Source organism: Carnimonas nigrificans ATCC BAA-78 (assembly GCF_000526695.1).
GTDB lineage: Bacteria > Pseudomonadota > Gammaproteobacteria > Pseudomonadales > Halomonadaceae > Carnimonas > Carnimonas nigrificans.
This window is the reverse complement of sequence record NZ_JAGO01000010.1, coordinates 50552-71340: the sequence shown is the minus strand read 5'-3', so window position 1 is coordinate 71340 and position 20789 is coordinate 50552. Positions and strand designations below refer to the sequence as shown.

The following is a 20789-nucleotide window of genomic DNA, read 5'->3' as shown; positions in this document are numbered from 1 at the left end:
CTTGCGCGCAGTGGATGATAGCAAGCGAGTACAGGATGACACGATGTTAACTTCTCTAGTCCGCAAGGTGCTCGGCAGCAAGAACGAGCGCGATCTCAAACGCATGCAGAAAGTGGTCACTCGTATCAACGCGCTCGAACAACAGTTCGAAGGGTTGGATGACGCCGCGCTGCGAGCGAAGAGCGATGAGTTCCGCCAGCGAATCGAGAAGGGCGAGACCCTTGATGCGTTGCTTCCCGAAGCCTTTGCGGTGGTGCGTGAAGCCAGCAAGCGCGTACTGGGCATGCGTCATTTCGACGTGCAGCTGATTGGTGGTATGGCGCTGCATGAAGGGCGCATTGGCGAGATGAAAACCGGTGAAGGTAAAACGCTGGTAGGTACGCTGCCCACTTATCTTAATGCGCTGTCGGGCAACGGCGTGCATGTGGTCACGGTCAACGATTATCTGGCGAGCCGTGATGCTGCCATCATGTGTCCGCTGTATGAGTTCCTGGGCATGCGTGTCGGGGTTATTTTTGCCGGCCAGTTGCCGCATGAAAAACGTGATGCCTACGCAGCGGACATCACCTACGGCACCAATAACGAATACGGTTTCGACTATCTGCGCGACAACATGGCCTTCTCTCTGGAAGACAAGGTGCAGCGCAAGCTTAACTTTGCCTTGATTGATGAGGTTGACTCGATCCTGATTGATGAGGCGCGTACCCCGCTGATCATCTCTGGCCCGGCGGAAGACAATACCGAGATGTACCAGAGCATTGATCGTCTGGTCAGCGGTATGCAGGCGTGCAGCGATCCTGAAGACAGCGAGACCGGCGATTTCATCATTGATGAAAAGCAGAAACAGATTGAGCTGACCGAACAGGGCCATCAGAAAATCGAGCAGATGATGCGTGACGCTGACCTGCTCAAGGACGATGATTCGCTCTATGCCGCGCAAAACCTCAACCTTCTGCATCACGCCAATGCTGCGCTGAGAGCACGTCATCTCTACAGCCGCGATGTCGATTATATTGTTGCCAACAACGAGGTGGTGATCGTTGATGAGCACACCGGTCGTACCATGCCGGGGCGGCGCTGGTCGGAAGGTCTGCACCAGGCAGTTGAAGCCAAGGAAGGCGTGGAAGTGCAGAAAGAGAGCCAAACGCTGGCATCGACTACCTTCCAGAACTATTTCCGCCTCTACAACAAACTGGGCGGCATGACCGGTACTGCCGATACCGAAGCCTACGAATTCCAGCAAATCTACAAGCTCGACGTGCTGGTGATCCCGACCAACCGGCCTCTGGTGCGCAAGGATCATAACGATCTGGTCTATATGAGTGCGCAGGAGAAGTACGAAGCGATCATCGAGGATATCAAGGAGCAGGTCGCCGCCCATCGTCCGGTACTGGTCGGTACTGCTTCGATCGAAAGCTCCGAGCTGCTTGATGCGATGCTGCGCCAGCAGAAGGTGCCGCACAATGTACTGAACGCCAAGCATCACGAGAGTGAAGCGCATATCATCGCCCAGGCAGGGCAGCCGGGAGCAGTTACCATCGCGACCAATATGGCTGGCCGTGGTACCGACATTCTGTTGGGAGGTAACTGGGAGGCTGAAGTTGCTCAGTTGGAAAATCCCAGCGATGCGCAAATTGCCGAGATCAAGGCGGCCTGGAAGCTGCGTCACGATGCTGTGGTAGAAGCGGGCGGTCTGCACGTTATTGGCTCCGAGCGTCACGAATCGCGCCGTATTGATAACCAGCTGCGCGGTCGTTCCGGGCGTCAGGGTGATCCTGGCTCGACCCGTTTCTTCCTGTCGCTGGAAGATAACCTGATGCGTCTGTTCGGTTCCGATCGTGTGCAGCGACTGATGACGGCACTGGGGCTGGAGCGTGGTGAGGCCATCGAACACCGTATGGTAACCAATGCCGTTGAACGCGCGCAGAAGAAAGTGGAAGGGCGCAACTTCGATATTCGTAAGCAGCTGCTCGAATACGATGATGTTGCCAATGACCAGCGTCAGGTGGTGTATACCCAGCGCGATGAAATCCTTGAAAGCCCCGATATTGCGGACAATATTCGCAATATTCGTCGTCAGGTGCTGGATACCGCCTTCCAGCGTCATATTCCTGAAGGCACGCTGGCAGAGCAGTGGGATATCGAAGGGTTGGAAGTTGATCTCAAGGAAAACTTCAATCTCGAAATAGATCTGCACGCACTCTTTGAAGAGCAGCCTGGCCTTGCTGCCGAGACCCTGCTTGAAGAGTTGCAGAAAGAGCACGCCGAACTGTTTGCCGAGAAGCGCGAGCAGCTAAGTGATGAAGTGATGAATCGCTTTGAAACCCAGGTGATGCTGCAAATTCTCGATAGCCGCTGGAAAGAGCACTTGCAGTCGATGGATCACCTGCGCAAGGGCATTCACCTGCGTGGCTATGCGCAGAAGAATCCCAAGCAGGAATATAAACGCGAAGCGTTTTACCTGTTTGAATCGCTGCTGGCGAGCATCAAGAGTGACGTTATTCGAGTGCTCAGCCATGTTCAGGTGCGCCGCGAAGAAGAGATTGATGAGTTCGAGCGTGAGCGTCGGGCTGCCCTGGAGCGTGAGCAGGCTGCTGCGTCTGAAACCCATGAGAGTGATATCAGCGAAGTAGCGCTGGACGAATCGGCGCTTGCCAGTGGTGAAGAGGTGGCTCAGTCAGCGCCTGCCACGGTGAAGCGCGAAGAACCCAAGGTAGGGCGCAATGATCCTTGCCCGTGCGGTTCCGGCAAGAAATACAAGCAGTGTCATGGCCGTTTGAGCTAATTCACACCTGCGCCGCTTGAAAACTCAAGCGGCGTATTCAGATCACATGCGGCGGCCAGCGTAATGCTGTCAGCCCCCCATATGTTGAGGAGCAGAGACCCTATCATGGCTACCGGAGCTTCCAGTTTTCCTGCTTTGCCAGCGCTCGAAGGTGTCACCATTGGCATCGCGAGTGCGGGTATCAAAACGCCGGGCCGCAACGATCTGGTGCTGTTCGAGTTCGCTGAAGGCACTACCATGGCGGGCGTCTTCACCAAAAATGCGTTTTGCGCAGCGCCTGTCAGTGTTGCCAAACAGCATCTCGCGACCGCCCAGCCGCGCTACTGGCTGATCAATACCGGTAATGCCAATGCGGGCACGGGTGAGGCGGGGCTGCAAGCGGCGCACGCCTGTACTGCGGCAGTTGCACATCAGGCGCAGCTTGAAGCGAACAGCGTTCTGCCATTCTCCACTGGGGTTATTGGTGAGCCGTTGCCGGTAGACAAGATCACTACCGCTATTCCCCTGGCCTTTGAACAACTGGCAGCAGACCAGTGGGAGCAGGCGGGATGGGGAATTTTAACCACCGATACGCGTCCCAAGGGAGCTACTCGTTCCATCGAGATCGGTGGGCAGCAAGTTACCATCAACGGCATCAGCAAAGGCTCCGGCATGATCTGTCCCAATATGGCGACCATGCTGGCCTTCGTGGCTACTGATGCCGCGATTGAGCAAGAGATGCTGCAACGCTTGCTGACGCATACCACGGAGCGTTCGTTTAATCGCATTACCGTCGATTCCGATACTTCCACCAACGATGCCTGCATGCTGGCGGCTACCGGCACCAGTGGTGCGGTCATCACGGCGGAAGATGAGCGGCTGTTCCGCGATGCCTTGCAAGAGGTAATGCTTGAGCTGGCCCAGGCGATTATTCGTGATGGAGAGGGGGCTACCAAGTTCATCACCGTGGATGTGCGTGAAGCAGCCTCTTCTGCCGAAGCGCTGACGGTGGCGTACAGCATCGCTCACTCACCGCTGGTGAAAACAGCGCTCTACGCCAGTGATGCCAACTGGGGAAGGCTGCTGATGGCAGTAGGAAAAGCCGGTATTGACGATCTTGATGTCAATCAGGTCAGTATTGCGCTGAATGGTGTGACGATCGCACGCAATGGCGCTCGCGCTGAAGAGTACAGCGAAGAGGCTGGCAGCGCGGCTGTTGCCAGGGAAGATATCGAGATTGTGGTGAGCCTGGCGCGCGGCAGTGAGCGCGAGCGGGTGTGGACCTCCGATCTCTCCCATGAGTATGTAAGCATTAACGCTGACTACCGCAGTTAAGGGTATCAGCACGAGCAGTTCTCGCGGCGTAGCAGCGTCGCGGTGAATACAGCGTTATTGATAATAGGCAGTTACTGTGAAAGGCATGATGTACAGCGGGGGCATCCTATCTCTGCGCATGGCAATGATTATTCGGTCCCGGGGGATCTCTGATCAATGAAACGCGGGCACACTACTTCTGAACAATTTGTGGTTCCCAAACGGCGTCTGCACGTCGTAGCAGCGGTGATCTATAACGGCGACGATCGCGTTTTTCTTTCACGCCGGCCCTCCTACGTCGATCAGGGCGGATTATGGGAGTTTCCCGGGGGGAAATTGCACGCTCATGAAACCAGCCTGGAAGCCCTCAAGCGTGAGCTTCAGGAAGAGCTGGGTATTCAGGTGCATCGAGCAAGCCCGCTGATCAAGGTCACGCATGAATACAGTGATAAGCGCATTCTGCTTGATGTTTGGGAAGTGCGTGACTTCAGCGGCGACCCCTACGGTGCAGAAGGACAGGTGGTGCGCTGGGTGCCGCATGTGGAGCTGGCGCGTTATCACTTTCCTTCTGCCAATGATGCAGTGGTCAAGGCAGTTATGCTGCCTCACGCGCTGATGGTGACCGAAGATGAAAAGGACGATGCCCGTTTTCGTGAAAGGTTCGAGGCTTCGCTGGCTGAGCACTCACCAGAACTGGTACGGCTGCGTGCCAGCAGTTTGAGCGCTGATGAGTATCAGGCGCGCGTACCGGTAGCCGCCGAGCTTGCTGCCAACGCGGGAGCGAAGCTGGTGATTGGCCATCATCTGTGCGATATCGAAGCGCTGAGCACCCTGGTCGAGCAGCATAATCTGGCCGGTGTACAGCTCACAGAAGCGCAGCTGCTTGGCTGTTCCCAGCGGGTCTTGCCTGCCAACCGTTGGCAGGGAGCTTCAGCTCACAGCAGCGCAGCGCTTGAGCATGCGGAAGCGATTGAGTGCGACTTCGCGGTGTTGGGTACGGTACTTCCCAGCGCCAGTCACCCCGACGCTGACGCCATTTACTGGAATGGGCTACAGCGCCGCCTGGATGACATTAACATCCCGGTATTTGCCATTGGCGGTATGGCCCTGAACGATATCGACCGTGCCCGCGCCATCGGGGCGCAAGGCATTGCGGCGATCTCGGCTTTCCTGCCCGCACAATAGCGTGCAAAAGCGGCCTGTCGAGGCAGGCCGCATAGGTGGGGGGAATGGAACCGAGCGTGCTTGTGGTGTAAGCCATGTGCATCAGCACGGTAGAAGTGAACAGCAGGGGCAGAAGGAAGAAAGTGCTACTGCTGTTCACCTCGTTCAAGGCGCGCCACTAGCGCGTCGATATCCGTTTCATCCATCGCTGGCTCTCCGGGAATGCGATGTCCTTCGCTGGCCCATTCGCCCAAATCAATCAAGCGGCAGCGCTTTGAACAAAAGGGTCTGTAGGGACTCTGTTCTTCATTCCAGACCACCTGAGTGCCGCATTGCGGACATTTGACCTGTAACGGTGCCTTGCTGGCAGCCATTTGTCTCTCCTGCTGATGAAAACACGGTACGGAAAACATGGTACGGAAGCGATAGCTCGCTGGCGCTACTATGCCGCCATGATATCAGGCTGAAACAATCACTGCCTGCCGTTGGCGAGCGCGCAATAGGTGGCGTGAAGATCAGCAATTTGCTGTTGAAGAGAGTGTCGCCCCGCGCTGTTATCTATGATGTCGTCCGCATGCGCAAGACGCTCTGCGCGCGGCATTTGCGCAGCAATAATGGCCTCTGCCTGCTGTTCACTTCCGCCGTCGCGGGCAGTGACCCGATCAATCTGGGTCTGCTCATCGACATCGACCACCAGTATCCGGTCTGCTCTGGCTGCATAGTGTTCGGATTCCAATAACAGCGGCACCATCATTAAACGGTAGGGGCCGGTCAGCGTATCCAGCTGCTCAAAGAGACGCTTGCGGATTACCGGATGCATACGCGCTTCCAGCCATCGGCGCTGTTCGGGGGAGGCAAAGATCAGGCGGCGCAGCTCGCGCCGGTTGAGGGCACCGCTGCTTTCCAGCACCTCGTTGCCGAAATGCTCGGCTATTAGCGCCAGCAGCGGCTGGCCCGGTTTTACTACCTCGCGCGCTACCTGATCGGCATCGACACAGCCAATGCCATAGCCTTCAAAGTAGTGAGCGACCAGGCTCTTGCCCGAAGCGATGCCGCCAGTCAGACCAATCGTTAGCATGTTGTTTCCTGATTCGGTGATGAAGCTATAGTCGCTGGCCCAGGTCGAAAATGGGCAGGTACAGCGCCACAACAATAGCGCCTAGCCCCAGCGTCAAGGCTAACATCATGACCGGTTCGATGAGTAGCTCCACCCTTCCAAGCTGTCGTTCCAACTGGCGCTGTTCCAGTAGCGCGGCGTGTTCGAAGGCGGACGCCAACTGACCGCAGCGGGTGCCATTGGCAATGATGCTCAAGGTGTGAGGCGAGAAGCCACCGCTGTCTCGAATGCTCTCGGTGATGCTAAACCCCAGGTTCAACCGGGTCAGGATCTTCCCGACGGCAATGCCGTGGTAGTGGGTGCCGAGACGTGACAGAGTAACATCGAGACCAATATTGCTGCGCTGGCCCAGTGCCAGGCTGTCGAGCAGTTCAATTCGTGCCGCCGAGCGCACCATCCTGCCCGCCCAGGGGAGCCGATGTAGCCAGTGTCTGCGTTTGCGCCAGGCCACGATGCTCGGCACCAGTGTGGCAAACAGCAGTATCAGCAGCAGCAGGGTGTGATTGTGCAGCAGTGCCGAGAGCGAAAACAGCACGCTGGTGGGAAGCGGTAGCGCGCTGCTCTCATTGCCATACAGGTCGCGAAATACCGGCACGATGTAGATCATCATCGCGACCATCATGAAAATGCTGACCAGGGCAATTAATGCGGGATAGCGTGCCGGAGCGATCAACCGCTGCTGCAATGCCAGACGTTTTTCGAGCTGACTCGCCAAATTTGCCAGCGTATGAGTCAGTCCACCGCTCTGTTCAGCGAGTGATACAAGCGGCCCGGCCAGCACCAGTGTGGTTGCGATGCCTGCATGTTCCAGCGCAGTAGAGAGGGGCATGCCAGAGGTGATGCGCTCCACCAGACTATCCCAGAATAAAAACTCCTGATCGCTGACGGCGGCCTGTGCCTGCTGTTGTAGTGCTTCGCTTAATCCAATTCCCGCTGCCAGTAACTGGCTCAGTGTTGTCAGGCGCTGTGCCCAGCAACTTGCATTATTGCGAGTGCGCCTTTGCCGATACGACCGTTTGACGTCTGTTATCCAGTGATATTGGCGAGAGAGGCGCTGCATCGCTTCTTGTCTGGAGGGGGCGGCTATTCGCCCCTTTAAGGTCGTGCCGTCTTCAGAGATTGCTTGCCAGCGCCATACCTTATTGGCGTGCGGGCGAAGGCGTGCTTGCTCAGATGACATGAGAGAGCGCCTGAACGTCGATTAATCCCTGAGCGGCTTTCACAAGCCCCGCCTGGTACAGCGGCCCCATATCGCTGTAAGTCGCGGTAAAGGGAGGAGACGCACACTCGAAAATGCCCAATCGCCCTTGAATGCCATCATGACAGTGTTGGCAACCGGTGGCAGTGGCAGGGGCCAGTGCTGCTATTGGTGGCTGCAACTGTTGGGCAATCTTCATTTTGGTGCGCGCATCAGCGGGCCGACGGCAGTGCCGACATAGTGCGGGAACAAGCCGCTGCGAGATGATCAGCTTCACGCATTCGTGAAGATCCTCTTCAGCAATTCCCAGTTGCCGCATGCGTGACCAGCATGCGCCAGCGTTGGTTGCATGCACGGTTGCCAGCACCAGATGGCCGGTTTGAGCAGCCTTGAGGGTAATCTCAGCACTTTCAGCATCGCGAATCTCACCGATCATCATGACGTCAGGGTCCTGACGTAAAAACGCTCGTAGCACCGTCGCGAAGTCGAGGCCGATACGAGGCTCTACCTGCACCTGTTGAACGCCGGGAAGGCGATGCTCAACCGGATGTTCAGCACTGACCACATGGCGATGATGGCGGTCGATATGCATGAGCGCGCTGTACAGCGTGACCGTTTTGCCGCTGCCGGTAGGCCCGCAAACCAGAATCAGGCCACGGCTTGAGTGCAGCGCCTGCGTCAGTAGCTGCAACTGTTCCGGTGACATGCCGAGTTCGGTAATGCTGAGCTGGCGAGAGGGCGAGTTAATCAAGCGCAGCGTGACCTTTTCGCCGTCAACGGTAGGCAGCGTCGCGAGGCGGAAGGAGGCGCGCTCGCCATCATCGAGAGTGATATTGAGGGCGCCATCCTGTGGGAGGCGCTGTTCACCGACATCGAGTCCTGCCAATAGCTTCAGACGCATTACGCATCGTTGTCCTTGACCCACGGGAAGCTGTGCCAGCGGCTGGAGAATGCCATCAATACGTAGCCTGACGTGATAGCCATCGGGCGCTGGTTCCATATGAATATCCGAACCGTGGCGGTAGCAGCAGCTCGCTGCCAGATCCCGCAATACGGTATCAATGGAGGCGCTTTCATCAGTAACAGGTGCGTCGCCCGAAACAAGCGCGGCGTAGGAGGTGATCCAGGGAGCAAGCAGCTCTTCTGGCACCGTTATCGCCTCGATATCGCAGCCGCAGGCAATACTGAGCTGTTGGATCAGTGCGCCGGATGCGTTTTCAGGAATGGCAACGTTCAACTGGTGATCTGTGAACTCCAGCGGCAGCACATTGAGGCGCACCAGTAAAGCAGTGGGTAATCCGTGCCGTGGTAACGAGGCGAGATCAATGTGGGGCAATACCGGTCGCGTTGGTGCAGTGTTCGCGGGCGCTATGTTGGTACTACCTGTAGCGCTATTGTCAGGCGCGGATACCAGAGCCAGGTTCATGATAAGCCCCTTGCGAATACCGGTTGATGGAGGAAAAGCATTTTCCTCATCGGCGGCACACGCGATTTCTTGAGGCTAAAGGAAGGTGCCCGACCTGCCGATCAGAGAGTGTTCACTTCACAGGGGAAAACAGAATGAGCATTGCATCTCGAATGGCGGCATTGGCGGTGGGGCATCATCAATTCAAACGGCGGCGTTCTCAATGTGATGATGCCGGTTTTACGCTGCTGGAAATGATGGCGGTAATCGCCATCATCGGTGTGCTTGCTGCGGTGGCAATACCGCGCTATCAGCGCTATGTAGCGCAGTCGCAAGTATCATCGGCGCATATGGTGTTGAGAGGGCAGCAGGTCAATGTGGAAGATCTGCTGTTGCGCGGCGTTACGCCCTCGATGGCAGCCTTGGGGGTTGAAGGCAGTGCCGCTACTGATACCTACGGGGAGTGGCAGGTCGATGCGGCGGGCACGTTGCGCTATACCTTCGGCAAGGGCGCCTCGCGCTATATAGGCGAGGGTGCCTGGCTCGCGTTAATGCCCAGTAATGAGGCCGATCAAAAGTGGCAGTGTAGCGCTTCCGCAGCGCTGAGTGAGGAGCTGTTGCCGGTAGGGTGCCAGTCGGTGTCAGGCTGATAAAACCTGAGCAGGGTCCTGGAGCCTGCTCAACATCTGCTGCGCGTCGTTAAAACAGGCTCGGCTTGCGCATTTACAACGCGTAAACTCCGCTTCCTCGCCTGTTTTTGCCTTGCATCGCGCTTGCTCACGAGACGTTGAACAGGTTCTTAATAAAGGCCCTGTTCTTCTTCGACGACTTCTTTCAACAGTTCAAGGAAAAGCACATCTCCCGCCGACTGCTGCTGGCGCTGCGCAGGAATGTTGATACTGGTACGCGCAGTAATCGCTTCAGCGATACGCTCGGCGGCATCCTTTTCACCACTATGCTCGCGCGCTATGGCAAGCGATGTATCCAGAATAGAGGAGTCGTACAGCAGCTTCTTGATGAATGAACGCAATTCATTGATGGTGCGAGACTGCTGGAGAGCAGAGGTAGTGTTCATGTCACGTCATCCCGGATAAGTGAAGATTGAGCCAGCTTACAGGAGCAAGCGGCGGTGTGCTCTACTGCGTTTGGTCATTTGCATGCCAGAGCCGAATATCGCCCAGCCATGAGGGGCTGCCTGCCAGCGTGCGCAGGGTGTCGGAAGGTGTGGCAGGTGTCTCTTCGGGAAGGTAAATATCCAGATCAATGCGGCGAGTCGGCTCCCCAGGCAGACGCCGGTATTGCAGCCCCAGGTGGATATGCTCGCGCCAGCAGGGAAGCTCTTTCCAGCAGTGATCGAGCAGGGCGGTGATTTCGCTGCGCAGCGGCATGAGTCGCGTCGTTACTCCCCACTCTTCTGCGGCGTCATTTTCATAATCAATGTGGAAGGTGATATCGCGCAGGCAGTCACGCTGCTGGCGCAGGCGTGCCGTAAATGCCATGCCGATCTCATGAGCTTCAGTCACGGAAATATCGGACTCCACCTGCAAGTGCACGTCCAGCGAAATATCGCCACCGATACGCCGGGCGCGCAGGTCGTGCAGCCCCTTGAGGTCCGGTATGTTGTTGGCACAGGCGCGCAACTCTGCCAACTGATCTTCCGGCAGACCGGTATCAATCAGCTCGCGGCCCGCTTGCCATAGCGTATCGAAGCCGATTTTGGCCACCAGCAGAGCGACCAGCAGCGCTGCTACAGAATCCAGCCAGAACAGGCCGAACCAGGTACCCACCAGCCCTACCAGTACGATCAGCGATGAGAGTGAATCAGAGCGCGAATGCCAGGCGCTGGCTTCCAGTAGTGGTGATTGCTGACGTTTGGCGATGCGCATGGTCCAGTGAAACAGCGCTTCTTTCGCCACCAGCGCCACAATGGTGGCCGCTACCGCCCAGATGCTGGCGTAATGGGCGCTCTCTCCTAACCAGAGCTGCTGCACGCTCTCCCAGATGATGGCACCTGCAACCACTGACAGCACTACGCCGAGCCACAGGCTCGCCATGGTTTCGATACGCCCGTGACCATAAGGGTGGTCGTGATCCGGCGCGCGCCGCCCAAAATGGGTAGCGCCCATGACGATAATATCGGTCAACAGATCCGCAAGAGAGTGGATACCGTCGGCAATCAGGGCGTTTGAAAAGGTGAGCGAACCTACTACCAGCTTTATAAGCGCAAGCAGCGCATCGGTAAAAACGGTAGCCAGATTGACGCGCTGGGCTTCGCGCTGCTGGGAGCGGGGAGAGATACTGGGGTGCGACATGGTGGGGTACTGGTCGGTAAACAAGGCGCAAGTGTCGGCTACTATAAAGGGAAGCGCAACCGTGGTGATGGAGCAGCGCTGTCACGTCACAACACTATCGTGCCTATCGAAGAAATGGCTGGAGGACGCTAAAAACCGGTGGTGCAAGCCATTTTCGTCAGATTACAGGCGCCTGTTTGGCATGATCTTGCCAGTACTGGGCAAGGAAGAAGGTTGTTTTATTCAGTATTCGAAAAGGTGTGCGCGGCGCTGTACACTGACGCGGTTTTCTTTGCTGCGTCGGCCAGTTGGCGGTTAGGTGGTCGCGAGATATTGGTGTTGCTGCTATTTCATCGCGGCAAACCGTTTAGATTGAGGAAGTAAGTTCCCGTGATGTCGCCCTCCTCGTGGTTGCGCTCCCTGCCTCATCCCATTACCCATCAGGCGGGCCTTGCGCCGGTGCTGCGGATCATTGCGGTGCTGCTGCTGGTGCTGGCCGTAATGATGTCGGTGCCGCTGGTGCTGCTGATCTCCGAGCACGATCCCGATTTGCGTGCCTTTGCCAGCTCCGTGCTGATTACCCTGGCAGTCTCCGGGCTGCTTCTGGTGATTACCCGTAACTCCAATATGCACCTGCGGCCACGCCAGATGTTCATTCTGACCGTGCTGGCGTGGCTGGTGTTCTCGGCCTTCGCCAGTCTGCCGTTGATTATGGGGTCGCCGCGCCTGTCGGTCGCCGATGCCGTGTTCGAAGCGGTGTCGGGAGTTACCAGTACAGGTGCCACGGTGATGGTGGACCTGGATAATCTTTCTGATGGCATCAAGCTGTGGCGCGGCTTGTTGCAGTGGGTTGGCGGGGTAGGAATTATCGTCATGGCGATTGCGATCCTGCCGTTCCTGAAGGTGGGCGGCATGCGCCTCTTTAACACCGAATCTTCCGGCTGGCAGGATAAAATCGTGCCGAGAGCGGGGGGCGCCGCCAAGTCAATCGGGCTGGTGTATCTGACTCAAACGACGCTGGCGATCGTGACCTATTGGTTGCTGGGCATGACACCGTTCGATGCGGTGGTGCACGCAATGACCTCGGTCTCTACAGGTGGCTTTGCCAATTACGACGCTTCGTTTGGAGAGTACGCCAACAACAAGGCGCTGTTGTGGGCATGTGTGGTCTTTATGGTCAGCGGCGCCTTGCCCTTCGTGCTCTACCTGCGCATGGTGACACAGCGTTCGTTCACCATCTGGCGCGATCAGCAGGTGCGCGGATTCTTTGTGCTGGTGCTGATAGTGATCGCCCTGATGCTAACAGAGCGCATGTACGCTGGTTCAGCTTCGTTTTTCGATAACCTTACCGTCGTGACCTTCAACGTCGTGTCAGTGATTACTACCACTGGCTATGCCACCTCGGACTATAACGACTGGGGGCCTTTTGCCGTCTGTCTGTTCTTCTATCTGCTGTTTATCGGTGGCTGTTCGGGGTCTACTACCGGTGGGATGAAGATATTCCGTTTTCAGGTTGGCGTCATCATGCTGGTTAACCAATTGCGTCATCTGGTGCATCCGGCCGGCGTGTTTGCGCAACGTTACAACGGGCGACCGCTCGGCGACGATATCATCCGTTCGGTGGTTGCCTTCTCATCGCTGTTTTTCTTTATGGTGGTGGCGCTGTCGGTATCGCTGTCGGCGTTGGGGCTTGATATGCAAACCGCGCTGAGTGCATCGGTCACCATGCTGGGCAATGTCGGGCCTGGGCTGGGAAGCATGATTGGCCCCGCGGGTAATTATCACAGCATGCCGGAAACCGCGAAATGGCTGTTATCGTTTGCCATGCTGCTGGGGCGTCTGGAAATTCTGACAGTGCTGGTCTTGCTGACGCCTGCGTTCTGGCGCAGTTGATGGCAGGTGGGGCAACGTTGATGAATAGCACTTCACATATGATAAAGGCGCTCTTTGAAAGAGCGCCTTTGAGTGACTGCTACTGGCAAGAAGAGTACGTTCACACGTGTGCTAGCTTCCTTCAAGCAGCTCAGGGGCCTTGCAGTTGATTACTGGGTTGGCGTACTGATGCAGCCACCAGTTTTTCAGATTGTCGGGCACGTCAGCATAGCGAGCATTGAAGCGCTGCCGATCCTGCTCGGTTACTTCGCTCATATCAAGCAACTGTGGATGCTGGCCCAGCATTTCGAGTGCGAGATAGTGGGAAGGAAAGAGCCGGTAGCCGCTTAATACCTGGCGATCAATCTCCTGCACCAGTTCATCAGTGGAATCGAAACTGCGCTGATCCAGCGGAGTACCAAAGCACACTTTGACACGACCTTTCTGGCCGGTAATGCCCGCCGCGATAGAGCGCATATCCTCGAACGCCTGTTTGCGGTACTCGCGCCCCTCGGCAGCAGCCTCAAGCTCCCGCGCCTTATTGACATCGCACGGGTCATATTCGTAGCTGATAGACACCGGCACGATATTCAGCCTGGAGAAAATATCTGCCATTGGCTTGTCGCGCTGGCGTGACCGCTCGGCCATGCTGAGCATTTTGATAATGCCGGGATCGGTGCGGTCAATGCCGTTTTTGGCACGTCCCTGGCGCTGCGCAAGCCAAATGGAGTGGTTGTCGTGCTGGATGGAATACTGAATATATTCTGACAGCAGCTGGAAAGCCTTGAGCATTTCGCGCTTGCCCGATGACGAGCGCGGCACCACGAAGCTCTTGTTCAGTCGCATGAGCGCTGAGACAAAAGGCTTCTCAAGCAGGTTGTCACCGATGGCGATGCGCACGGTGTCGCGCCCCTTGAAATGCAGGGCAAGATTGACAAAGGCCGGGTCGAGCGAGATATCGCGATGATTGCTGATAAAAAGGCGCGGCTTGCCGGGATCAAGTTCTTCCAGCCCCTCGATAATCAGCTCATCGACGGTGCGGTCCATCATCTGACGCATATAGTCAGCGATATGCATCTGGAAGTCAGAGATGGTATTGACGCCACGCATCCTGCGACGCAGGCCAAAGCCGACGATTGCACGGGCGAGCCAGGGGGCAATTCCCTCCAGGCGCGGCAGCTGATAGCGAGCTATCGCCGCCTGAAATTCGTCATCATGCGAGAGCCGGTTGAGTACTCCGGAAACCTCGTTGTCGCGATAAGGCCGCAAAGAGTCGAAGCGGCCCTCTGCATTCTCGGAAATGTCAGACTTCATCTATCGTTATCACGTTGCGTTTTAGTCATTGCGTGTAGCAGCCCGGTTGCGCCAGGAAGCATTATGAGTGATCCCACGGAGCGGCAGCGACATCAGTTTCGCCACCCAGCCACTCCAGTAGAGCATCCGTCAGTTTGCCCAGCGTGTTGCTCATCAGTGCAAATTCAGTTTCCAGCCTGGCGATTGCGTCGCCATCTCCCGCATCGGAATCAGCTTCATCCAGCACGCGGTCGTCGAATTTCAGGCTTTTGAGTACCAGATCATCCTGTAGCACGAAGCCCAGTTCGTCCTCTAAATGCAGCGCCAAACGGCTCACCTGCCGTCCTGCGGCAAGTGCGGTCTGAATTTCGCCGCTTTCAAGATCAATGGCGCGCGCTCTAAGCACGCCGTCATCCTCACCGCGCAGCTCTACGCTATCGCCGATGGTCAGCGCTTCCGGACGAGTTGTGGGGTCGCTCAGCCACTGTGTCAGCGTGCGGGCTACCGGTACCTTGGTTGCGACAGGGGTTACCTTCAGAGAGCCGAGAGCCTGACGCAGCAGATCCAGCACTTCATCGCCGCGCTTGCGACTAGCGCACGCTATACCGATTAGCGAGCGCTGGGTATCCCACCATAGGTCAGTATGCGTATTACGAGTGAAGGCCTGCGGCAGCAGCTCTTCGACCACCTTCTCCTTGAGCGTCTGCTTCTCGCGGCGAGGGGGCGCAAATCCATTGGCGGCTTCGAATTCAGCGCAGCGCTCCTCGACCTCTTCATTGATAACGGCAGCAGGAAGCACGCGCTCCTGACGGCGCATGCGCAGTAGCCGCTGGCCGGCAATCTCGTGCACCAGGCGTGTATCATTGCGGCCACCCGGCGCGCCGAACCCAGTACGTTTGGCTTCATACTTGCCTACTGGCTGGAACAGTTGAGCACCCAATGCCTGTTCAAGTTCTGATTCATTGAGGCTGGGCTGCTCGTGCACTCGATAAAGGTGTAAATGTTTAAACCACATGGTGCTTCCTTGGTTGCAATCGCGCCATTATGGCGAAAGCGCTCACTGCATGCTAGCGAGACGAGATGGGCAGTGCTCCCGATCAGGAAGGGAGAGCATGTAAAAACAGGGCCGGAAGGGCGCCTGGAGATGTTATCAGCCATTGCGCTGGGATGAGCGGCCAGTCTGCCAGCGATTGATATTTTATCGCCTCTGGAAGCGAGCGCTGGGCGCTCTGTGTGATACACTCGTTGGTCATTATATTAGAGGGCAGTGTCGTTGGCGTTCGATGCCTTTGAACGCTGCCATGCTGTCGTCTGCCCTCGTATCGCTTTTAAGGTCAAATCGGGATTAATAGCTCCATGGGTGACATCGCCAGAGAGATTCTGCCAGTCAACATCGAGGATGAGCTCAAGCAGTCTTACCTCGACTACGCGATGAGCGTCATTATCGGCCGCGCGCTCCCTGATGTTCGTGACGGTCTGAAGCCGGTACACCGCCGCGTGCTGTATGCCCAGAATGAGCTCAACAATGCCTGGAACCGCGCCTATCTGAAGTCTGCGCGTGTGGTGGGCGACGTTATCGGTAAGTATCACCCGCACGGTGATAGCGCCGTCTACGACACGATTGTGCGTTTGGCACAGAATTTCTCGATGCGTTATCCGCTGATCGACGGGCAGGGCAACTTCGGCTCCATTGATGGTGATAGCGCGGCTGCCATGCGTTACACCGAGGTGCGCATGGCGCGCCTGGCGCATGAGCTGCTGGCCGATCTCGACAAGGATACCGTCGATTGGGTCGATAACTACGACGGTACCCAGCGCATCCCTGACGTGCTTCCCACCAAGGTGCCCAACCTGCTGGTTAACGGCTCTTCGGGTATCGCGGTCGGTATGGCGACCAATATTCCTCCCCATAATATGGGAGAGGTGCTTGATGCCTGTCTGGCGCTCTCCAATGATCGCAATCTGACCATCGACGATCTGATGGAGTACATTCCCGGCCCCGACTTTCCCACTGCCGGTATCATCAACGGCAAGCAGGGCATTCTCGACGCCTACCGTACCGGACGTGGCCGTATCTACATTCGTGCGCGCCACACCGTTGAACACGATGATAAATCCGGGCGTGACCACATCATCATCACCGAGCTTCCCTATCAGGTAAACAAGGCGCGTCTGATTGAAAAGATCGCCGATCTGGTCAAGGAGAAGCGCGTCGAGGGCATCGCTGAGCTGCGCGATGAGTCTGACAAGGATGGCCTGCGCGTGGTGATCGAAACCAAGCGCGGTGAATCCGGCGATGTCGTCGTCAATAACCTGTTTGCCCAGACCCAGCTCGAAAATGTCTTCGGCATTAATATCGTGGCGCTTGAAAATGGCCAGCCGCGCACCCTGAACCTCAAGGATGTGCTGGAAGCCTTCCTGCGCCATCGTCGCGAAGTGGTTACTCGCCGCACTCTTTATGAGCTTAACCGCGCCAAGGAGCGGGGCCATGTGCTCGAAGGTCTGACGGTTGCCATCTCCAATATAGATGAAGTCATCGAGCTGATTCGTGCTTCCAAAAGTTCACAGGAAGCGCGCGAACGTTTGATCGACCGCAGCTGGCCGCCCGGTCAGGTATTGGAAATGCTCGACCGTGCAGGCGCCTATAGCTGTCAGCCAGAAGATATCGGCGATGAATTTGGCCTCTCCGATGACCGTCAGGAGTATCGTCTGACGGAAGGACAGGCGCAGGCCATTCTTGATCTTCGTCTGCACCGTTTGACCGGGCTGGAAACCGAGAAGCTGATCGCTGATTACAACGAAGTGCTCGATAAGATCGCCGAGCTGTCAGCGATTCTGGCCTCTCCCGAGCGTCTGATGGAAGTGATTCGCGAAGAGCTTGAGCAGATTCGCGGCCAGTATAGCGATGAGCGACGCACCGAAATTCAGGTCAGCCGTCGTGATCTCTCCATTGAAGATCTGATCGCCGAAGAAGAGATGGTAGTTACCATTTCCCGTTCAGGCTATGCCAAGACCCAGCCGCTCTCCGATTATCAGGCGCAGAAGCGCGGCGGTCGCGGTAAATCGGCCACCTCGATGAAAGATGAAGATGTGATCGAGCATCTTCTCGTCGCTTCGACCCACGATACCGTGCTGCTCTTCTCTGATCGCGGCAAGGTGTATTGGCTGAAAGTGTATGAAGTGCCCGTAGCCAGCCGTAATGCGCGTGGCCGTCCGCTGGTCAATCTGATCAACCTTGACGAGGGCGAGTGGATTACCGCCATTCTGCCGGTCAGGGAGTATCGCGAAGACAGCTTTATCTTCTTTGCGACGGCCCACGGCACCGTAAAACGTACCACCCTTGATCAGTTCTCGCGTCCACGTTCGGCAGGTCTGATTGCGCTTGATCTGGAAGAGGGCGATCAGCTGGTGGGCGCCGCGATTACTCACGGTAGCGACCATGCGCTGCTGTTCTCCTCGAATGGCAAGGCTATCCGCTTCGATGAGAATGATGTGCGCTCCATGGGGCGCACTGCCCGCGGAGTGCGCGGTATGCGCCTGCTTGACGATGCCCGTGTGATCAGCCTGATTATTCCACGTACCACTGACATTGACGCGGCAGCCGACACCGCAGCAGCGGATGAGTCGGCGAGCGATAGTGACAGCGATGAGGCTGGCAATGTCGTGGCTGAAACCACTGACAGTGGGCAGGTCTATATTCTGACCGCCTCTGAAAATGGTTACGGCAAGCGCACCCGTCTGGAAGAGTTCCCGCTGCGCGGACGTGGTGGTCAGGGCGTTATCGCCATGCAAACCACCGATCGTAACGGCGCTCTGGTGGCCGCTATTCAGGTAGCGGAAGAGGACGAGATGATGCTGATTACCGATCGCGGCACGCTGGTACGCACACGGGTCAGCGAAGTGTCTCGCAGTTCGCGTAACACCCAGGGCGTGCGTCTGATCAAAACGGCAGAAAATGAACATCTGGTAGCAACCGTACGTCTCGATGAAGAATCCATCGACGATGCCGAGCTATCAGAAGAAGAAGCGCTTGCTGCTGATGCAGAACAGCAGGCGACTGAGGATGCTTCAGGTAACGGCGACGCATCGGATGATGCGCCTCAAGATGACTAATCGGCACTAGCAATCATGACTCGATACTTTAATTTTTGTTCAGGCCCCGCCACATTACCTCTTGCGGTACTTGAGCGTGCGCGCGATGAAATGGTCGATTACCACGGCAAAGGGCTGTCGGTGATGGAGATGAGTCACCGCGGCAAGGATTTCGTTGAAATTGCCGAGCGCGCCGAGCAAGACTTCCGCGAATTGATGAACATTCCCGACAACTATCGGGTGCTGTTCATGCAGGGCGGAGCCACCGCGCAGTTTTCCTGTGTACCGCTTAACCTGCTGGGTAATGGCGGTACCGGCAACTATCTTGATAGCGGCAACTGGGCGTCGAAGGCTTTTGAAGAGGGCGAGCGTCTGGGCAAGGTGCGTATTGCGGCCTCTACCAAGGGTGAAGACTATCGGCGGGTGCCTGCCAGCAGCGAGATCGACCTCAGCGATGATGCGGCCTATCTGCACTTTACCGGCAATGAAACGATTGGCGGTATTGCGTATCACGAGCTGCCCCAGGTCGATGACAGCGTGCCGCTGGTATGCGATCTGTCGTCGTCGATTCTCGGTCACAGTGTTGATGTGTCGCGCTTCGGCATCATTTACGCGGGTGCTCAGAAAAACATTGGCCCGGCAGGATTGACGTTGGTCATTATTCGTGAAGACCTGTTGGATCGCGCGGTTCCCAACCTTCCAGTGATGTGTGACTACAGCGTTGCAGCGAAGAAGAAATCCATGCTGAACACGCCACCCACTTACGCCTGGTATCTGTGCGGTCTGGTGTTTGAATGGCTCAAGGCGCAGGGCGGTGTTGCTGCCATCGAGAAGATCAATCGGCGCAAGGCGGCCAAGCTCTATGCCGCCATTGATGCCAGCGCTTTCTACAGCAACACGATGGATGTGGGCAGCCGCTCGATCATGAATGTGCCTTTCCGGTTGCATGATGAAGCGCTCGACAAGCGGTTTCTTGAAGAGTCCCAGCAGGCGGGGCTGTTCACATTGAATGGCCACCGCAGCGTCGGCGGTATGCGCGCCAGCATTTACAATGCGATGCCGGAAGAGGGCGTTGATGCGCTGATCGCCTTCATGCAGGAGTTCGCTCGCAAACACGGGTAACCATCACTATGAGTGAATATGATAATAACGGTGCTGAGCAGGGCACCGCTTCCGTACTGGCGCAAGGCATTGAGCAGCTCACCAACCTGAACGATCTACGTCAGCGCATTGATGCCATTGATGGCGAGTTGCTGTCGCTGATCAGTGCGCGGGCACGCTGTGCGCAGCAAGTGGCGGCGGTCAAGCTAGGCGAAGATCCCAACGCAGTATTTTATCGGCCCGAGCGTGAAGCCCAGGTATTGCGCCGCATTATGGAGCTGAACCCCGGCCCGCTGCCCGACGAGCAGATGGCGCATCTGTTCCGTGAATTCATGTCAGCATGTCTGGCACTGGAGCGGCCCATCAAGGTGGCTTATCTCGGCCCAGAGGGCACCTTCACCCAGCAGGCGGCGCTGAAGCACTTCGGTAACTTTGCCGATGCCCAGCCGCTGCCGTCGATTGATGATGTGTTCCGTGAAGTCGAAGCAGGTGCCGCCAGCTATGGCGTGGTGCCGGTCGAAAATTCCACGGAAGGTGTGGTTAACCACACTCTCGACTCATTCATCAATTCCAATATCAGGATCTGTGGCGAAGTGGTGCTGCGTATTCATCACAACCTGATGGCGGGTGAAAATACGCGTTGCGACAAGATTTCCCGTATCTATTCGCACCCGCAGTCGCTGGCACAGTGTCGCCAGTGGCTGGATGCGCGCTATCCCCATGCCGAGCGTGTGGCGGTCTCCTCCAATGCCGAGGCGGCGCGCATGGTCAAGGGTGAATGGCACAGTGCAGCGATTGCGGGAGATATGGCCGCACTCCATTATGGTCTGACGATCATCAACGAGAAGATCGAGGATCGCCCCGACAATTCCACCCGCTTTCTGATGATTGCCAATAGCGATGTGCCGCCCAGCGGCGATGATAAAACATCGCTGGTAGTGTCGATGCGCAACCAGCCCGGTGCCTTGCACGATCTGGTACGTCCGCTGCACGAACATGGCGTTGATATGACGCGTGTCGAGACGCGGCCCTCCCGTAGCGGCATCTGGAATTACGTCTTCTTTATCGACATTAAAGGGCATCGCGCAGAACCGAATATTGCCGCAGCACTCAAGGAGATGGCCGAATGCGCCGCTGAGTTGAAGGTGCTGGGTTCATATCCGGTAGGCGTGCTGTGA

General features: G+C 56.8%; 16 protein-coding genes. 8 read left to right on the top strand and 8 right to left on the bottom strand.

Annotated features, from left to right (window positions below; all coding sequences use genetic code 11):
* The first annotated feature begins 43 nt into the window (after nucleotides 1-43).
* The 3 genes from secA to L881_RS0101545 all read left to right on the top strand — a co-directional run bounded on the left by secA (nucleotide 44) and on the right by L881_RS0101545 (nucleotide 5263).
* Complete coding sequence (secA, locus tag L881_RS0101560) at nucleotides 44-2785, top strand: preprotein translocase subunit SecA (RefSeq protein ID WP_025731966.1); 2742 nt, start codon at nucleotides 44-46, stop codon at nucleotides 2783-2785.
* A gap of 105 nt (nucleotides 2786-2890) precedes the next feature.
* Complete coding sequence (gene argJ, locus L881_RS0101550) at nucleotides 2891-4099, top strand: bifunctional glutamate N-acetyltransferase/amino-acid acetyltransferase ArgJ (RefSeq protein WP_025731965.1); 1209 nt, start codon at nucleotides 2891-2893, stop codon at nucleotides 4097-4099.
* 156 nt (nucleotides 4100-4255) lie between these two features.
* Entirely contained in the window at nucleotides 4256-5263 is a 1008-nt protein-coding gene (locus L881_RS0101545; protein WP_025731964.1) for a Nudix family hydrolase, read from the top strand.
* A 125-nt stretch (nucleotides 5264-5388) separates the two neighbouring features.
* Here the strand turns inward: L881_RS0101545 and yacG are convergent, their stop codons facing one another.
* From yacG to L881_RS13315, 4 genes are all read right to left on the bottom strand, one after another.
* Nucleotides 5389-5616, bottom strand: coding sequence for a DNA gyrase inhibitor YacG (yacG, locus tag L881_RS0101540; protein ID WP_025731963.1), 228 nt, complete (start codon nucleotides 5614-5616; stop codon nucleotides 5389-5391).
* 98 nt (nucleotides 5617-5714) lie between these two features.
* The gene (gene coaE, locus L881_RS0101535; RefSeq protein WP_025731962.1) at nucleotides 5715-6320 is read right to left on the bottom strand and encodes a dephospho-CoA kinase; all 606 of its coding nucleotides are present in this window, start codon (nucleotides 6318-6320) and stop codon (nucleotides 5715-5717) included.
* 25 nt (nucleotides 6321-6345) lie between these two features.
* Nucleotides 6346-7539, bottom strand: a complete 1194-nt coding sequence (locus tag L881_RS0101530; RefSeq protein ID WP_084055358.1) for a type II secretion system F family protein — start codon at nucleotides 7537-7539, stop codon at nucleotides 6346-6348.
* Nucleotides 7529-8983, bottom strand: coding sequence for a GspE/PulE family protein (locus tag L881_RS13315; protein ID WP_051464760.1), 1455 nt, complete (start codon nucleotides 8981-8983; stop codon nucleotides 7529-7531). Before L881_RS13315 ends, L881_RS0101530 begins: the two co-directional genes overlap by 11 nt.
* Nucleotides 8984-9117: 134 nt before the next feature.
* Between L881_RS13315 and L881_RS14020 the strand changes: the two genes are divergently transcribed.
* On the top strand, nucleotides 9118-9612 hold the full coding sequence (locus L881_RS14020) for a pilin (RefSeq protein ID WP_281172164.1): 495 nt from the start codon (nucleotides 9118-9120) through the stop codon (nucleotides 9610-9612).
* A 149-nt stretch (nucleotides 9613-9761) separates the two neighbouring features.
* Here the strand turns inward: L881_RS14020 and L881_RS0101515 are convergent, their stop codons facing one another.
* Nucleotides 9762-10037 carry a hypothetical protein gene (locus L881_RS0101515; RefSeq protein ID WP_025731958.1) on the bottom strand — a complete coding sequence of 92 codons (276 nt, stop codon included), beginning with the start codon at nucleotides 10035-10037 and terminating at the stop codon, nucleotides 9762-9764.
* A gap of 61 nt (nucleotides 10038-10098) precedes the next feature.
* The gene (locus L881_RS12620) at nucleotides 10099-11274 is read right to left on the bottom strand and encodes a cation diffusion facilitator family transporter (RefSeq protein WP_025731957.1); all 1176 of its coding nucleotides are present in this window, start codon (nucleotides 11272-11274) and stop codon (nucleotides 10099-10101) included.
* Nucleotides 11275-11646: 372 nt separating this feature from the next.
* Between L881_RS12620 and L881_RS0101505 the strand changes: the two genes are divergently transcribed.
* Nucleotides 11647-13146: a TrkH family potassium uptake protein gene (locus tag L881_RS0101505; protein WP_025731956.1), complete on the top strand. Its 1500-nt coding sequence runs from the start codon at nucleotides 11647-11649 to the stop codon at nucleotides 13144-13146.
* 111 nt (nucleotides 13147-13257) lie between these two features.
* Here L881_RS0101505 and L881_RS0101500 read toward each other — a convergent pair whose 3' ends face one another.
* Nucleotides 13258-14439: a 1-acyl-sn-glycerol-3-phosphate acyltransferase gene (locus tag L881_RS0101500; protein ID WP_025731955.1), complete on the bottom strand. Its 1182-nt coding sequence runs from the start codon at nucleotides 14437-14439 to the stop codon at nucleotides 13258-13260.
* A 61-nt stretch (nucleotides 14440-14500) separates the two neighbouring features.
* Complete coding sequence (locus tag L881_RS0101495; RefSeq protein WP_025731954.1) at nucleotides 14501-15433, bottom strand: recombination-associated protein RdgC; 933 nt, start codon at nucleotides 15431-15433, stop codon at nucleotides 14501-14503.
* Between the two features lie 341 nt (nucleotides 15434-15774).
* On the opposite strand from L881_RS0101495, the gene gyrA reads away from it, so the two are divergent.
* From gyrA to pheA, 3 genes are read left to right on the top strand one after another with little or no spacing between them, the layout of a single operon-like run.
* Nucleotides 15775-18531 (top strand): DNA gyrase subunit A, encoded by a 2757-nt coding sequence (gene gyrA / locus L881_RS0101490; protein WP_025731953.1) that lies wholly within the window; start codon nucleotides 15775-15777, stop codon nucleotides 18529-18531.
* A 15-nt stretch (nucleotides 18532-18546) separates the two neighbouring features.
* Complete coding sequence (serC, locus tag L881_RS0101485) at nucleotides 18547-19632, top strand: 3-phosphoserine/phosphohydroxythreonine transaminase (RefSeq protein WP_025731952.1); 1086 nt, start codon at nucleotides 18547-18549, stop codon at nucleotides 19630-19632.
* A gap of 8 nt (nucleotides 19633-19640) precedes the next feature.
* The gene (gene pheA / locus L881_RS0101480; RefSeq protein ID WP_025731951.1) at nucleotides 19641-20789 is read left to right on the top strand and encodes a prephenate dehydratase; all 1149 of its coding nucleotides are present in this window, start codon (nucleotides 19641-19643) and stop codon (nucleotides 20787-20789) included.